Origin of the sequence: Demequina subtropica (assembly GCF_000971235.1) — a bacterium.
Classification (GTDB): domain Bacteria; phylum Actinomycetota; class Actinomycetes; order Actinomycetales; family Demequinaceae; genus Demequina; species Demequina subtropica.
Window position 1 is genome coordinate 132,893 of record NZ_BBMB01000011.1, and the last position, 14,267, is coordinate 147,159.

Annotated in this window: 14 protein-coding genes; 11 read left to right on the forward strand and 3 right to left on the reverse strand. The window is 71.5% G+C overall.

Features of this window, described 5'->3' with window-relative positions; translation table 11 throughout:
- Positions 1 to 679: 679 nt before the first annotated feature.
- The 3 genes from dnaB (at position 680) to AOM06_RS10295 (ending at position 3,716) form a co-directional block, all read left to right on the forward strand.
- Complete coding sequence (gene dnaB / locus AOM06_RS10285; protein WP_062305498.1) at positions 680 to 2,056, forward strand: replicative DNA helicase; 1,377 nt, start codon at positions 680 to 682, stop codon at positions 2,054 to 2,056.
- A gap of 68 nt (positions 2,057 to 2,124) precedes the next feature.
- A complete protein-coding gene (locus AOM06_RS10290; RefSeq protein WP_062305500.1) occupies positions 2,125 to 2,763 on the forward strand; it encodes a redoxin domain-containing protein in 639 nt (212 codons plus the stop codon).
- A 50-nt stretch (positions 2,764 to 2,813) separates the two neighbouring features.
- Positions 2,814 to 3,716: an aldose 1-epimerase family protein gene (locus tag AOM06_RS10295; RefSeq protein ID WP_062305503.1), complete on the forward strand. Its 903-nt coding sequence runs from the start codon at positions 2,814 to 2,816 to the stop codon at positions 3,714 to 3,716.
- Here AOM06_RS10295 and AOM06_RS10300 read toward each other — a convergent pair whose 3' ends face one another.
- Positions 3,717 to 4,643 (reverse strand): cytochrome c biogenesis CcdA family protein, encoded by a 927-nt coding sequence (locus AOM06_RS10300; protein ID WP_062305506.1) that lies wholly within the window; start codon positions 4,641 to 4,643, stop codon positions 3,717 to 3,719.
- A 163-nt stretch (positions 4,644 to 4,806) separates the two neighbouring features.
- Between AOM06_RS10300 and AOM06_RS10305 the strand changes: the two genes are divergently transcribed.
- Entirely contained in the window at positions 4,807 to 6,126 is a 1,320-nt protein-coding gene (locus AOM06_RS10305; RefSeq protein ID WP_062305509.1) for a hypothetical protein, read from the forward strand.
- Positions 6,127 to 6,198: 72 nt separating this feature from the next.
- On the opposite strand, the gene AOM06_RS10310 is transcribed toward AOM06_RS10305, so the two are convergent.
- Both AOM06_RS10310 and AOM06_RS10315 read right to left on the reverse strand, forming a co-directional pair.
- Entirely contained in the window at positions 6,199 to 6,726 is a 528-nt protein-coding gene (locus tag AOM06_RS10310; RefSeq protein WP_062305512.1) for a hypothetical protein, read from the reverse strand.
- A 64-nt stretch (positions 6,727 to 6,790) separates the two neighbouring features.
- A complete protein-coding gene (locus tag AOM06_RS10315; protein ID WP_062305515.1) occupies positions 6,791 to 7,120 on the reverse strand; it encodes an ArsR/SmtB family transcription factor in 330 nt (109 codons plus the stop codon).
- A 16-nt stretch (positions 7,121 to 7,136) separates the two neighbouring features.
- Between AOM06_RS10315 and AOM06_RS10320 the strand changes: the two genes are divergently transcribed.
- The 7 genes from AOM06_RS10320 (at position 7,137) to AOM06_RS10350 (ending at position 14,267) form a co-directional block, all read left to right on the forward strand.
- Positions 7,137 to 7,601: an SRPBCC domain-containing protein gene (locus AOM06_RS10320; RefSeq protein WP_062305518.1), complete on the forward strand. Its 465-nt coding sequence runs from the start codon at positions 7,137 to 7,139 to the stop codon at positions 7,599 to 7,601.
- A gap of 60 nt (positions 7,602 to 7,661) precedes the next feature.
- Positions 7,662 to 9,380 carry a SulP family inorganic anion transporter gene (locus AOM06_RS10325; protein ID WP_062305520.1) on the forward strand — a complete coding sequence of 573 codons (1,719 nt, stop codon included), beginning with the start codon at positions 7,662 to 7,664 and terminating at the stop codon, positions 9,378 to 9,380.
- 108 nt (positions 9,381 to 9,488) lie between these two features.
- Positions 9,489 to 10,847 carry an ABC transporter substrate-binding protein gene (locus tag AOM06_RS10330; protein WP_082105498.1) on the forward strand — a complete coding sequence of 453 codons (1,359 nt, stop codon included), beginning with the start codon at positions 9,489 to 9,491 and terminating at the stop codon, positions 10,845 to 10,847.
- On the forward strand, positions 10,847 to 11,590 hold the full coding sequence (locus tag AOM06_RS10335) for an ABC transporter ATP-binding protein (RefSeq protein WP_062305526.1): 744 nt from the start codon (positions 10,847 to 10,849) through the stop codon (positions 11,588 to 11,590). The genes AOM06_RS10330 and AOM06_RS10335 overlap by 1 nt, the downstream gene beginning before the upstream one ends.
- On the forward strand, positions 11,587 to 12,303 hold the full coding sequence (locus AOM06_RS10340; RefSeq protein WP_062305528.1) for an ABC transporter ATP-binding protein: 717 nt from the start codon (positions 11,587 to 11,589) through the stop codon (positions 12,301 to 12,303). The genes AOM06_RS10335 and AOM06_RS10340 overlap by 4 nt, the downstream gene beginning before the upstream one ends.
- Entirely contained in the window at positions 12,297 to 13,169 is an 873-nt protein-coding gene (locus AOM06_RS10345; protein WP_062305531.1) for a branched-chain amino acid ABC transporter permease, read from the forward strand. Before AOM06_RS10340 ends, AOM06_RS10345 begins: the two co-directional genes overlap by 7 nt.
- Entirely contained in the window at positions 13,170 to 14,267 is a 1,098-nt protein-coding gene (locus tag AOM06_RS10350; RefSeq protein ID WP_062305534.1) for a branched-chain amino acid ABC transporter permease, read from the forward strand. It abuts the gene before it with no gap.

Genomic DNA, 14,267 nt, shown 5'->3' on the forward strand with positions numbered 1-14,267 from the left:
TGGTTCGCCAGGTCGCGAGGCCCGGGTCCTCCTTCGGGAGGCCCGGGCCTTTCGCATGCCCGGGGCTTCCCCTGCCCGAACCACGCTGCCCCGGCGGCGCCGCCCGCAAACTGGTAGCCCTTGGTCGCTTCCGAACGATCGTCGCGCGGCAGTGGTCGATGGGTGTCGCCGCCCCGGGGCCGGCGACCATGGGCCACCACGGTGAGGGCGAGAGCGGCGAGAACCGACCCAGGGCTACCACGTCGGGATGGTGGCGCCGGGGCCGGCTCCGGGCATTCCGGCGGCGCGAGCCCGGCCGCGTCAGGCCGTCGCCGGCCGCCGCGTGGAGAACGTTTGCGCGGAGATGTCCGAATTCGGGCACCCTGAGACGCGACACGCCGGGAGGCGACACGCCGGGGACTTGGGTCCACCGACTTATCCACAGCATCATCGCGACCGACCATGCAGGTATTGCGTCAGATTCTCCGTTCTCGACTGAGTCATCCACACCGTTGTCCACATGCCGTCACGCCTGTTGTCCACGGGCCCTCCCCAGGCGCGGCGGAGTTGTCCACGGGGTTGTCCACGGGAGCGTTCACGTTCGATTTGTGGGGCCGCGGATCGGGACCTACATTCGCGTGTCTGAGCCGGCTGTCACACCCCGGCGGGACACTGGATGTGGACCGGAGAGAGGAGCGGGATGTCCGTCGACGAGCTGGAGGCCGCATACGGGCAGGACCCGGGATCGCGCAACTCGTTCGACCGCCTGCCCCCGCAGAACCTCGAGGCCGAGCAGAGCGTGATCGGCGCGATGCTGCTGTCCAAGGACGCGATGGCGGACGTCATCGAGGAGATCCGCGGAGACGACTTCTACAAGCCGGCTCACGAGACGATCTTCCACATCGCGGTGAAGCTCTACAACGCCGGCGACCCGGTCGACGCCCTCACCGTCAGCGCGGAGCTCCAGCGCCAGGGCGAGCTGTCGAAGATCGGCGGCGCCGAGTACCTCCACACGGTCATCGCGTCCGTTCCCTCCGCGGCATCCGCGGGCTACTACGCACGCATCGTCCGCGAGCAGGCGATCCTGCGCAAGCTCGTCGAGGCGGGCACGCGCATCGCCAACCTCGGCTACGACGGCGAGGGCGCGGAGGTCGACCAGATCGTCGACGCCGCCTCGTCCGAGATCTTCGCGGTGACCGAGCGCCGCAACTCCGAGGACTACCTCCCGATCGGCGAGATCATGGAGCGCACGCTCGAGGAGGTCGACGCGGCATCGTCGCGCGACGGCTCGCTGCGCGGCGTCCCGACCGGCTTCCGCGCGCTCGACGATCTCACCGGTGGCCTGCAGCCGGGCCAGATGGTCGTCCTCGCCGCGCGTCCGGCGGTCGGCAAGTCCACGCTGGGTCTGGACATCGCGCGATCCTGCGCGATCCACCACAACCAGACCGCCGTCATCTTCTCGCTCGAGATGAGCCGCGAGGAGATCACCAAGCGCATGCTCTCCGCGGAGGCGAGCGTCAAGCTCTCGAACCTCACCAAGGGTCCGATGGGGCCGAACGACTGGGAGCGCCTCGCGCAGACGGCCGCGACCGTCGCGAAGGCACCGCTGTTCATCGACGACAGCCCCAACATGTCGCTCATGGAGATCCGCGCGAAGTGCCGTCGCCTCAAGCAGCAGCACGATCTCAAGCTGATCGTGGTCGACTACCTCCAGCTCATGACGTCCGGCCGCAAGGTGGAGTCCCGCCAGCAGGAGGTCTCCGAGTTCTCTCGTGCGCTCAAGCTCCTGGCGAAGGAGGTCGAGGCGCCGGTCATCGCGATCTCGCAGCTCAACCGTGGGTCCGAGCAGCGCGGCGACAAGAAGCCGATGCTGTCCGACATGCGTGAGTCCGGAGCGATCGAGCAGGACGCGGACATCGTCATCCTGCTGCACCGCGAGGACGTGTACGACCGTGACAACCGTCCGGGCGAGGCCGACTTCATCGTCGCCAAGCACCGTGCGGGACCCACCGACACGATCGAGGTGGCGTTCCGCAAGGACTACGCGCACTTCACCGACATGGCGCGGGACCTCTAGGACCCATCCACCTCGGTCCTCGCTCCGAACGCCTGGCGCGACACCACCGCGACGAGGAGGATGAGCCCATGCGACGAGCGACGATGCTGGCGGCAGCCGGGATGCTAGGGGTCGTGGGAGCCCTCGCGGGCTGCGCGACGGACGCCGAGGACGATGCTGCGGGAGCCGGCACCATGCAGGCGGAGGCCGGTGCCTCATCGGACGCGGCCGGGCCTTCCGACGAAGGAGGGTCAACCCCCGAGGCCTCGGGCGAGGAGATGGTCGACGACGAGTCGGCGTCCGCGTCGTCCGACCCGGACAACGCCTTCGCCTTCACCGCGACGACGACCACCGGCGAGGAGTTCGACGGCCTCAGCATCGACGACCGCGACGTCATCCTGTGGTTCTGGGCGCCGTGGTGCCCCACGTGCTTCGCGGAGGCGGGGGAGATCTCCGCCGCGCTGCCGCAGCTGCCGGATGGCATCGAGGTGATCGGGATGGCGGGGATGTCGGACGACCTCGACTACATGAAGCAGTTCGTCGACGACGCCGACGTGGGCGGCATGACGCACGTGGTCGACCTCGACGGCGCGCTGTGGCGCCGGTTCGACGTGGTGAGCCAGGCGACGATCCTGGTGATCGACGACTCGGGCGACGCGTACACGCTCGGCGGCGGAGTCACGGCGGACGACCTGGTGGACTACGCGGAGAAGATCGCCGCCACCTGAGGGGTCTGCTCGGGTGCGCGGTCCCGGTCGGGACGCAATAGCCTCGGGACATGAACTTCATCTCCGGTGACCAGATCACCCTGACCTCGGGCGACCAGGTCGCCACCATCGCGACCCTCGGGGCCGCGCTCCGCGAGTACACGGTCGGTGGCCGCGAGGTCGTCATCCCGTTCCCGGCCGACGAGCTCCCCGCGGCGTTCCACGGCATGGTGCTCGCGCCGTGGCCGAACCGCCTGCGCGACGGCCAGTACGAGTTCGGCGGACGCGAGCTGCAGGTGCCGGTGTCCGAGCCCGGCCGCGGCACCGCGCTGCACGGCATGGTGAGCTTCGCGCACTGGACCGTCGAGTCGCGGACCGACACCGACGTCACCCTCGCCTACGTCCTCGCCGCGAGCCCCGGCTACCCGTTCCAGCTCTCGCTCGCGACCACCTACGCGCTCGGCGAGGACGGTCTCACCATCACCACGGTCGCGCGCAACGTCGGCGCCGAGCCGCTGCCGTACGGCCTGGGCTTCCACCCGTGGTTCGCCCCGGGCGGCACGCCGCTCGACGAGTGCACCCTCCAGCTCGACGCGGCGTCCCGCGTCACCGTCGACGACCGCCTGCTCCCCACGGGCAAGGTCCCGGTGGAGGGCGACTTCGACCTCCGGGCCGCGTGGCCGCTCAAGGACGTGGCGTTCGACGATGCGTGGCTGGACGTCATCCCGGACGCCGAGGGCCGCTCGTGGGCGCGCCTGGGCTGGGCCGATGGCCGCACCGTGGAGATCTGGGCCGACGCCGAGGCCAAGGCCTGGCAGATCTGCACGGGCGACGAGGTCGCGGGCGTGCGCCGCGCCGGCGTCGCCATCGAGCCCATGACGTGCATCGCGGACGCGTTCCGTACGGGTGACGATCTCATCACGCTGGAGCCGGGCGCCGAGCACGCGCTGTCCTGGGGCATCCGCCTGGTCTGATCACCGCCGGGGGCGGGGCGCGCCTGAGACGCGTGCGTGTTCCGCCCCGCGCTCCGCCCGTCGCGCGGCGACCAGGACCGCCGCCGCGGCGAGCGCGGCGAGCGCGACCAGCGCGACCAGCACCGGCGTGCCCCAGGAACGGATCGCCAGCGTCACCGCCGACTGCCACCGGGACGTCGCGAGCAGCACGCCGTCGAGGGTGTGCACGCCGTGGCGCGGCAGGATCTCGGCGAGCGCGAACACGGCGACGTAGACGCCTGCGAGCATCATGAGCACGCCGCCGATGCGCATCAGGGCCGGGGTGCGCCGTCGCACGGCGGCCGCGAGTCCCGTCCCCGCGATCGCGGCCGTGAGCGACACGAGCACGACCGACGCGCCCATGCCGAGGCCGTACGCGAGGAACGGCGTCACCGTCGCCACAGGTCCGGCGGCGGCCAGCGCCTGCGTCACGACCACGAGGAACAGCCCGATGGTGCAGCTGAGCGACGCCAGCGCGAAGGTCGCACCGTAGCCCGCCTGCGACCAGAGGGTGCGCCCCGGCGCCCGGCCGGCACGCGCGAGCGCGCCCAGTCCGGGACCGCGGAGCTCCCCGTGGCGCGTCATGACGATGCCCAGCACGATCACCAGCAGGCCGAGCACGAGCGTCACCCACGACATGGACGGCAGCACCGTGGCCTGCAGGCCCAGGCTCACCCCGGCGAACAGCAGACCGAAGCCGGTGAACACGGCGACGAAGCCGAGCGTCATCGCGGCCGCGAAGCCCAGGGCGCGGCGGAGCGCGATCGCGCGCGGCACGGCCGCCTCGTGCGCCCCCGCGCTGCCGGTGATCAGGACCGTGAGGTAGGCCGGCAGCAGCGCGAAGCCGCACGGGTTGAACGCGGCGACCGCGCCGAGGAGCAGCGCATACGCCGCGTCCGATGCCTCCATGAGCGACCTCCTTGGCCCACGTTCGGAGCGTAGCCGCGCCCGGACGGGTCGGGCGGGATCAGTCGTCCTCTTTCATGATGTTGATAATCATTCCCGTTATCGTCTAAGGTGACGGCATGCGCCCGGCTGGGCGCGTCCACAGCAGCTAGGAAGCCTCACTCTCATGACCCTTACCCCGCTCGGGAAGCGCGCCGCCACCATGGCGGGCGCCTCGGCCCTCGTCCTCGCACTCGTCGCATGCTCGCCCGAGGAGGTGGAGGTCGCGGCCTCCTCCGACGCGGTCGAGCACGAGGCCCACGACGACCACGACCACGAGGCGGAGGGGGCGACCGCGGCCTCGACCGAGATGGCCGCCCAGACGCCGCGCATCGTGGTCACGTACGACGGCGGCATCCTGGTCCTCGACGCCAACACGCTCGAGACCGAGGCCGACATCGCGCTCGCGGGCTTCAACCGGCTCAACGTCGCGGGCGACGGCCGCCACGTGGGCGTCTCGACCACCGGCGGCTTTCAGATCCTCGACGCCGGCACCTGGAGCCAGGCGCACGGCGACCACGCGCACTACTTCACGTCCGAGCCCGTCCTCACCGATCTCATGATCGAGGCCGAGGTCCCCGGCCACCTGGTGGTCCACGACGGCCTCGCCGCGTTCTTCGACGACGGCACCGGACAGGTCACCGTGGTCGAGGCCGACGAGTGGGAGCACATGGTGGAGGAGGGGCACCTCGACGTGGTCCGCTCGTATGTCACCGCTGCCGCCCACCACGGCGTGGCGGTCGCGAGCGACGGCGGCGAGCTCCTGGTCACCCTCGGCGACGAGGACGGCCGCACCGGCGCGATGCTCCTGGGTGAGGACGATGCGGCGCTCGCCTCGAGCGAGCGTTGCCCGGGCGTCCACGGCGAGACCGCCTTCACCACCTCCGACGGCGACGAGCTCTTCATGGTCGGCTGCGAGGACGGCGCGCTCGTGTTCCACGGCGACCACGTGCACAAGCTCGACGCAGGCCTCGACTACGCGCGTACCGGCAACCTCTTCTCGGTGGACGGCCACAACATCGTCCTGGGGGACCGCAAGACCGACCCCGAGGGCGGCATCAACCTCACGGAGATCGTGCTGATCGACCCCGAGGCGGAGACCATCGACGTCGTCGATCCGTTCGAGGGGGCGGACGCCGAGTACACGTGGCGCGGCCTGGTGCGCGGTACGGGCGGCGAGTCCCTGGTGCTCGGCACGGACGGTGCGCTGCGCGTCATCGACTCGGCGAGCGGCGAGGTGATCCGCAGCATCGACGTCATCGACGCGTGGGAGGCGCCCGAGGAGTGGCAGACCGCGCACCCGGCCCTTACCGTCCTCGCTGGCATGGCCTACGTGACCGAGCCCGCGACCGGCACCATCCACATCGTCGACTACGTCGGCGGCGAGATCTGGAAGTCGGTCGAGGTCGGCGTCGCGACCAACGAGATCGTGGGCGTCACCGGCTGACCTTGCTCGCCCGAGCAGGGGCCCGGATCGTGGTGGGACGCGCCGCGATCCGGGCCTTCGGCTTGCTGCGGGTCAGGCCGACGGCACGAAGGCGTGCGACCAGATCTCCGAGCCGTCGGGGTTGAGGTAGGTGTAGACCACGGTCGGGTCCTCGGTGACGTCGTAGAGCGCCATCTCGTCGAACACCACGCTGTCGCACAGCTCCTGGAGCGTCGAGACCATCGCGTCGAGGCCTTCGGCGCCGAGGGCCGGGTCGACCTCGTCGGCGAACGTGTACGTGTAGATCACGGTCCCGGGCGCCTCGCCGGTCACCTCGAGAGAGTCGTACACCCCTCCGAACGACTCGAGGATGCTCGGGACGGTGTCCTCGACCAGGCTGATGTAGGTCCCGAGCGACTCTGCGGCGGAGGTGCCAGTGTCGGCGACGTCCTCGACGGCGGGCTCGGTGGTCTCCTCTGCGGCGGGCTCGGCGGTCTCCTCCGGGACGGTGTCGACGGCCGGCGCGTCCTCCTCGGGCTCCGGGCCGCAGGCGGAGAGTGCGAACGTGAGCGCGGTGGTGGCGAGCAGCGCCGCGGCGGCGCGTCCGAACGTCATGGTCATGGTGATATCCCCCCAGGTCTGGTGGCCACACCCTAGCGGCAAGGCTTCCCGCGACATGGATGCGTCACGCGTCGTCGTCGAGCCTCGCGAGCAGGTCGACGGCCGCCTGGGCGTAGGCCCCGATCCACCGGTCGTGGATCCGCTTGATCGGGAGGGGCGACAGGGTCAGGTGGCGCTCCCGCCCGACCCGGCGCCCGGAGACGAGCGCCGCGGCCTCCAGGACCTTGAGGTGCTGGAGCACCGTGGTCCGGTCGAGCTCGGGGAGCGCGGCGCACAGCTCGCCCGTCGTCCGCGGCGCGTCGCGCAGTGCGTCGAGCATGCGTCGCCTGAGGGGGTTGGCGAGCGCCTTGAACACGCGATCGTCGTCGGAGGCCTTGTCGTCCCGGTCCGTCATGTTGTAAAACTACAACATGAACGATATGCCTGAGAAGCTCTCGTTCACCGTGTCCGGCAGGATCGCGCGTCCCGCCGCCGCCGTGTACGAGGCCATCGCCGATCCTGCACAGCTCTCCCAGTACTTCGCCACCGGCGGCGCGCGCGGCCGGCTCGAGCCCGGCGGCGAGGTCACCTGGGACTTCGCCGACCATCCCGGCCGCTTCCCGGTGACCGCGGTGGAGGCCGACCCTCCCCGACGCCTGGTCATCGCATGGGACGCGATCGCGGGCGTCGCAGACCAGACCACCGTGGTCTTCGAGCTCGAGCCGGTCGACGCGGGTGCCCGCACGCTCGTCACCATCACCGAGTCGGCATGGCGCAACACCCCCGACGGCTCGCAGGCCGCCTTCCGCAACTGCATGGGGTGGACCCAGATGCTCGACTCGCTCAAGGCGTGGATCGAGCACGGCATCGTCCTGCGCGACGGCTACTACTCCTGACCCCCGCCCGGACTGCGCATCCCTCCACCCATGCGCGACGATGGGGGGAGGAGGGCGACGATGCGTGCCACGGCGGTCGAACGCGCGATGCCGGGTCTGCGCATCGCCCGCGAGTACCGCCGCGCATGGCTGTGGCCCGACGTGCGCTCGGGCGTGGTGGTGACCGCGCTGCTCATCCCGGCGGGCATGGGCTACGCGCAGGTCGCGGGGCTGCCGCCCGTCACGGGGCTGTACGCGACCATCGTGCCGCTGCTGGTCTACGCGGCGTTCGGGCCGTCCCGCATCCTGGTGCTGGGCCCGGACTCGGCGCTCGCGCCCATCATCGCGGCGGCCATCCTGCCGCTCGCGGGCGGCGACGCCGACCGTGCGGTGGCGCTCGCGGGGCTCCTCGCGATCCTGGTCGGGGCGTTCATGCTCGTCGGCGCGCTCCTGCGGCTGGGGCTCGTGACCGATCTGCTGTCGAAGCCCGTGCGGGTGGGCTATCTCAACGCGATCGCCGTCATCGTGATCCTCACGCAGCTCCCGGCGCTGCTGGGCTTCACGATCGAGCGGAAGGGCCCGTGGGGCAACGCGGTCGCGATCGCGGACGCGGTCGGTGCCGGGGACGTGGCGCCGCTCGCCGCGGCCGTCGGGGTCGCGTCGCTCGCGACCATCCTGGTGCTGCGGCGCGTGCGCTCGCCGCTGCCCGGCGTCCTCGTGGCGGTGGTGCTCGGCATGGTCGCGGTCGCGGCGTGGGGCCTGGAGGACCGCCTCGCGGTGGTCGGTCCGCTTCCCCAGGGCCTTCCCGCCCCGGCGCTCGGGGGCCTCCGCTGGGACGATGCGCTGGCGCTGCTCGCGCCTGCCGCGGGCATCGCGCTGGTCGCCTTCACGGACAGCGCCGTGCTGTCGCGCACGCTCGCCGCCCGCCGCGGCGAGTCCGTGAGCGGGAACGCGGAGCTCGCCGGGATCGGCCTCGCGAACATCGGCGGCGGCCTGCTGGGCGGGTTCCCGGTGAGCGCATCGTCGTCCCGCACCCCGGTCGCTGACGCCGCCGGGTCGCGCACCCAGCTGACGGGCGTGGTGGGCGCGGCGCTCATCGTCGTCTTCATGCTCGCGGCGCCGGGCCTCACCCGGTACCTGCCCGAGCCCACGCTCGCCGCGGTGGTCATCGCCGCGGTCCTCACCCTGATCGACGCGCCGGCCGTCGTGGCGCTGTGGCGGATGAAGCGCGTCGACGCCGCACTGTCGCTGCTCGCGACGGTGGGAGTGCTGGTAGTGGGCGTGCTCGAGGGGATCCTGGTCGCGGTGGTGCTGTCCCTGCTGACCTTCGTCGACCGGTCCTGGCGGCCGTACCGCGCGCGGCTGGGTCGCATCCCGGGCAGGCGCGGCTATCACGACCTCTCACGCCACCCGGGGGAGGCCGTGCCGATCCCCGGCGCCCTGGTGCTCCGCTTCGACGCGCCGCTGTTCTTCGCCAACGGCGGCGTGTTCGCGGACTGGGTGCGCGCCGAGGTCGCCGAGGCCGGGCCCGAGGTGCGCACCGTCATCCTCGCCGCCGAGCCCATCACGGACGTCGACACCACCGCGATCGATGCGCTGCTCGAGCTCGACGACTCGCTCGCGGCGCAGGGGATCCGGCTCGTCCTCGCGGAGGTCAAGGGCCCGGTCAAGGATGTTCTGCGCCGCTATCGGGCCCTGGGGCGCTTCGAGCCGGACAGGCTCGCCCCCACGGTGGGCGCCGCGGTGGACGAGGTCACGGGAACGCTCCGGGGCGACCTCGGCGGGGCGCCCGGCGCCTAATCGGCGTTCTGTGCAGGGGTCGCCCGGTTCCCGCCGAGCGAGGAGCGGCCGCTCCTAATCTGAAGCCGCTCACGACGAGGTGAGCACCACTGATTGGACGGTCCCCCCATGACGTACTCTGCACCCCGCATGTCCCGGGCGAGCGGAAGGCGGCGCGCGGCCGTCTTCGCGGCGGCGATCACCGGGCTCGCGCTCGCGGCCTGCACCCCCGCCGGCACCGAGGAGGCCGGTCCCTCGGACTCCGCCACGGGCTCCGGCGGCGACGCCGGCGAGATGGAGACGATCACGATCGGCTACATCGCGCCCGCGACCGGAGCGCTCACCGGATTCACCGACGGCGACCCGTACATGCTCAGCGTGGTCCGCGAGCAGTTCGCGGACGGCATCACCATCGACGGCACCACCTACGCGGTCGAGATCATCGACCGCGACTCGGGCTCGGACGCGGCGAAGGCCGGCGAGCTCGCGCAGGAGCTCATCACGGAGGAGAAGGTCGACCTCCTCATGGCGACCTCGACGCCGGAGACGGTCAACCCCGTGGTCGCGCAGTGCGAGGCGCACGGCACGCCCTGCCTCACCGCGAACGCGCCGTGGCAGGCCGTCGTGTTCGGCGGCGGCTTCGGGCCCGACAAGCCGCTCGAGTGGACGCACCACTTCTTCTTCGGCATCGAGGGCTTCGGAGACGTCGACCCGCTCGCGTGGGACCAGGTCGAGACCAACAAGAAGGTCGGCGTGCTGTGGCCCAACGACTCGGACGGCGGCGCCTTCCGCGACCCCGACACCGGCTACACGCCGCTCGTCGAGGCTCACGGCTACACGGTGGTCGACCCGGGCGCGTACGAGAACGGCACGCAGGACTTCACGTCGATCATCCAGACCTTCAAGGATGAGGACGTCGAGATCATCGCGGGCATCCCGATCCCGCCGGACTTCGTGACGTTCTGGACCCAGGCCGCGCAGCAGGGCTTCGAGCCCAAGGTCGCCACCGTGGGCAAGGCGCTGTTCTTCCCGACGACGGTGCCGTCGATCCCCGACGACCTGGGCCAGGGGCTCGCGTTCGCGACCTGGTGGGGTCCCACCTTCCCGTACGAGTCCAGCTTCGACGGCACCACGCCCGAGGAGTGGATCGCGGACTTCGAGGCGAGCCCCGAGGGCGAGGGCCTGGTGTGGAACCAGGCCACGCCGCTCAACGGCTCGCTCTTCGAGGTCGCGAAGGTGGCGCTCGAGGCGTCCGGCGACCCGTTCGACAAGGAGGCGCTCGTCGCGGCCTTCGACGACATCAACATGATGACGCTGGGCGGCCAGATCGACTTCACCAGCGGGCCGTTCCCCGGCATCGCGACGATCCCGACCGCGATCGGCCAGTGGGAGAAGACCGACGACGGCGGCTGGGACTGGGTGGTGGTCGACGCGGGCACCGTCCCGGATCTCCCGGTCGACCGTCCGCTCGAGCTGCTCGAGTGGTGATGCCGGGCACGGTGGGGACCGGCGAGGTCCTCCTCGAGGTCGACTCGGTCGCGAAGTCGTACGGCGCGCTCGACGTGCTCACGGCGGTCGACCTGTCGGTCCCCACCGGGCAGGCGTTGGGCATCGTCGGCCCCAACGGGGCCGGCAAGTCCACCCTGCTGAGCGTCATCAACGGCACCGAGCGCGCCTCGGCGGGCACGGTCCGGTTCGCGGGCCGCGACGTCACCGGCCTCAGGGCCGATGCACGGGCCAGGGCCGGCATGGGCCGGACCTTCCAGATCCCGCGGCCCTTCACCCACCTCACGGTGTTCGAGAACGCCCTCGCGGGCGCGACCGCCGGCGCGGGCCTCCACGGGCGCGCGGCCGACGATCGCGCGCTCGAGGCGCTGGTGATGGCGGACATGCTCGACGTGGCGAACACGCCGGCGGGGGCGCTGCCGCTCCTCGGCCGCAAGCGCCTCGAGCTCGCCCGTGCGCTCGCGACCGATCCGCGGCTGCTCCTGCTCGACGAGATCGCGGGTGGCCTCACCGAGGCCGAGTGCGACAGCCTGGTGGAGACCATCCGCTCCCTCCATGCCGGTGGCGTCACCATCATCTGGATCGAGCACGTGGTCCGCGCGCTGCTCGCGGTGGTCGAGAGGCTCGTGTGCCTCGCATCGGGCGTGATCGTGGCCGACGGGGAGCCCGACGCGGTGATGCGCAGCGACGAGGTGCGCGCGGTCTACCTGGGAGGTGGCCTGTGACCGCCCTGCTGGCCGCCGAGTCGATCACGGCCGGATACGGCGACTCGCGCGCGGTGTCGGAGGTGTCGCTCGCGGTCGAGCGCGGCGAGGTGCTCGCGCTCGTCGGCGCCAACGGCGCGGGGAAGTCGACGCTCCTCCGCGTGCTCGCCGGCGCGCATCGTCCCACCGCGGGACGCGTGCACCTGCGTGGCGAGGACGTCACGGACGTGCGCGACTTCGAGCGCAGCCGCCGCGGCGTGTGCCTGGTGCCCGAGGGGCGCCGCCTGTTCGCGAGCCTCACGGTGCGCGAGAACCTCGAGGTGGGCGCGGGCTCGCGGCGCGCGGGGCGGTGGAGCGTCGACACGGTGGTCGAGGCGCTGCCGATCCTCGGACCGCTGCTGGACCGCAACGCGTCGCAGCTGTCCGGCGGGCAGCAGCAGGCCGTCGCGATCGGCCGCGGCCTCATGACCAACCCGGACGTGCTCCTGCTCGACGAGGTCTCGCTCGGCCTCGCGCCCATCGTGATCGACGAGCTCTACGCGTCGCTCGCCGGGGTCTGGGGAGGCGGGCTCGGCATCGTCCTGGTCGAGCAGGACCTCGAGCGCACCCTCGCCGTGGCCGACCGCATCGTGTGCATGCTCGAGGGACACGCGGTCCTCGAGGGCACCCCCACGTCGCTCACGCGCGAGCAGATCACCGACGCCTACTTCGGCCACGAGGTGGCGTCATGGTGATCGTCAACGCGCTCCTCCAGGGAGTGCTGCTGGGCGGCCTCTTCGCGATGGCGGCGCTCGGGCTGTCCATCGCCTTCGGGATCCTCCGCGTGGTCAACCTCGCGCACGGCGAGATCATGACCATCGGCGCCTACCTCGCGGCCGTCGGGCTGTCGAGCCTGGGCGTGAGCGTCTGGGTGAGCCTTCTCGCGGTGGTGCCGCTCATGGGGGTGGTCGGCTACTGGGTCCAGCGGCTGCTGCTCCAACGCGCGCTGACCCTGGGCGAGCTCGCGCCGCTGCTGGTGACGTTCGGCATCGCGATCATCATCCCCAACGCGCTCATCGAGCTGTTCACCACCAACAAGCAGGCCATCTCCACCGGCGACCTCGCGGTGCGCAGCATCAAGCTGGCGGACGGGCTCTACGTCGGAGTGCTCCCGCTGCTCACCATGGCGGTCGCGATCGCGCTCATCGCCGGCACCCAGCTGCTGCTCGCGCGCACCCGCATCGGGCGCCACATGCGTGCGGCCGCCGACGACTCGGAGACGCTGCGCCTTCTGGGCGTCGACCACCGCAAGGTGTACGCGGCCGCGATGGGCCTCGCCTTCGCGATCGCGGCGCTCGCGGGCGTCTTCTTCGGCATGCGTCAGGGAGGCGTGACGCCGTTCGACGGCCAGCTCATGGTGCTGTTCGCGTTCGAGGCGGTGATCATCGGCGGGCTCGGCTCGCTGTGGGGCACGCTCGCGGGCGGCATCGTCCTCGGCGTCGCGCAGACCCTTGCGGGCGTGGTGAGCCCCGAGCTGCCGCTGCTCGTCGGCAACCTCGTCTTCCTCGCGGTGCTGGTGCTCCGCCCGACCGGCATCGTCCGATCCAAGGTGGTGGTCTAGATGGCGGACCTGGTCCCCGGCGCGGTGCGCGTCGACCGGCTGCGCCGGCGCATGATCACGGTGCAGATCATCGGCGCGGGCGTGATCCTGCTGCTCGCGATGGCGCCGTACGTGTTCGAGCCGTCGGTGACGAGCCAGTGGATCAAGCTCTTCTACCTCATCACCCTCGCGACCTCGTGGAACCTGCTCGCGGGCTTCGCGGGGATGGTGTCGGTGGGGCAGCAGGCCTACATCGGCCTCGGGGCGTACGGGGTGTTCGTCTTCAACGACCTGGGCCTCGACCCGTACACGAGCGCGCTGGTCGCCTCGGTCGTGATCGGCGCGGTCGCCTTCGGGCTGTCCTTCATCGCGTTCCGCCTGCGCGGCGGCTACTTCGCGATCGGCACGTGGGTCATCGCGGAGGCGGTCCGGCAGATCGTCATCCGTTTCGACTCGCTCGGTGCCGGTCGCGGGCGGGGCATCGAGGACTACACGGCGGATCCCGTGCTGCGGAACCTCTTCACGTACTGGCTCGCGCTCGGGATCCTGGTGGCCACGCTCATCGGGAGCCTGTTCCTGCTGCGCAGCCGCATGGGGGTGGCCCTCCAGAGCATCCGCGACAACGAGGTCGCCGCACGCGCGGTCGGCGTCGACGTCACCCGGGCCAAGCGCATCGTCTTCGTGCTCGCCGCCGTCATGGCCGCGCTCGCGGGCTCGGTCATCTGCCTCCAGCAGATCGGCGTGCAGTCGCCCTCGCAGATCTTCTCGGTGAGCTTCTCCGCGTTCATGGTCTTCATGGTCCTGATCGGCGGCATCGGCACGCTCGAGGGCCCGATCATCGGCGCGGTCGTCTACTACGTGATGGACCTCTACTTCAGCCAGATGGGGCTCTGGTACCTCGTGGTGCTCGGCTGTCTCGCGATCGTCGTGACGCTCTTCCTGCCCCGGGGCCTCTGGGGCGAGCTGCGCGCTCGCTTCGACATCACGCTCTTCCCCGTGGGCCACCGCGTCGTCGCGCTGCCGCGCCCCGCGGAGCCGGACGCCTCGGCGTCGGCGCCGGCACCACGGACCTCTCCTCGTACGGACGCAACGGCCACCACGGCCTCGACGGAAGGATGA

Bases quoted from the DNA above. Each gene is read 5' to 3' on its own strand.
- AOM06_RS10295 (WP_062305503.1), top strand. From the start codon at position 2,814: ATGAACTTCATCTCCGGTGACCAGATCACCCTGACCTCGGGCGACCAG.
- AOM06_RS10320 (WP_062305518.1), top strand. From the start codon at position 7,137: ATGAACGATATGCCTGAGAAGCTCTCGTTCACCGTGTCCGGCAGGATC.
- dnaB (WP_062305498.1), top strand. From the start codon at position 680: ATGTCCGTCGACGAGCTGGAGGCCGCATACGGGCAGGACCCGGGATCG.
- AOM06_RS10335 (WP_062305526.1), top strand. From the start codon at position 10,847: ATGCCGGGCACGGTGGGGACCGGCGAGGTCCTCCTCGAGGTCGACTCG.
- AOM06_RS10350 (WP_062305534.1), top strand. From the start codon at position 13,170: ATGGCGGACCTGGTCCCCGGCGCGGTGCGCGTCGACCGGCTGCGCCGG.
- AOM06_RS10345 (WP_062305531.1), top strand. From the start codon at position 12,297: ATGGTGATCGTCAACGCGCTCCTCCAGGGAGTGCTGCTGGGCGGCCTC.
- AOM06_RS10305 (WP_062305509.1), top strand. From the start codon at position 4,807: ATGACCCTTACCCCGCTCGGGAAGCGCGCCGCCACCATGGCGGGCGCC.
- AOM06_RS10290 (WP_062305500.1), top strand. From the start codon at position 2,125: ATGCGACGAGCGACGATGCTGGCGGCAGCCGGGATGCTAGGGGTCGTG.
- AOM06_RS10315 (WP_062305515.1), bottom strand. From the start codon at position 7,120: ATGACGGACCGGGACGACAAGGCCTCCGACGACGATCGCGTGTTCAAG.
- AOM06_RS10310 (WP_062305512.1), bottom strand. From the start codon at position 6,726: ATGACCATGACGTTCGGACGCGCCGCCGCGGCGCTGCTCGCCACCACC.
- AOM06_RS10330 (WP_082105498.1), top strand. From the start codon at position 9,489: ATGACGTACTCTGCACCCCGCATGTCCCGGGCGAGCGGAAGGCGGCGC.
- AOM06_RS10300 (WP_062305506.1), bottom strand. From the start codon at position 4,643: ATGGAGGCATCGGACGCGGCGTATGCGCTGCTCCTCGGCGCGGTCGCC.
- AOM06_RS10325 (WP_062305520.1), top strand. From the start codon at position 7,662: ATGCGTGCCACGGCGGTCGAACGCGCGATGCCGGGTCTGCGCATCGCC.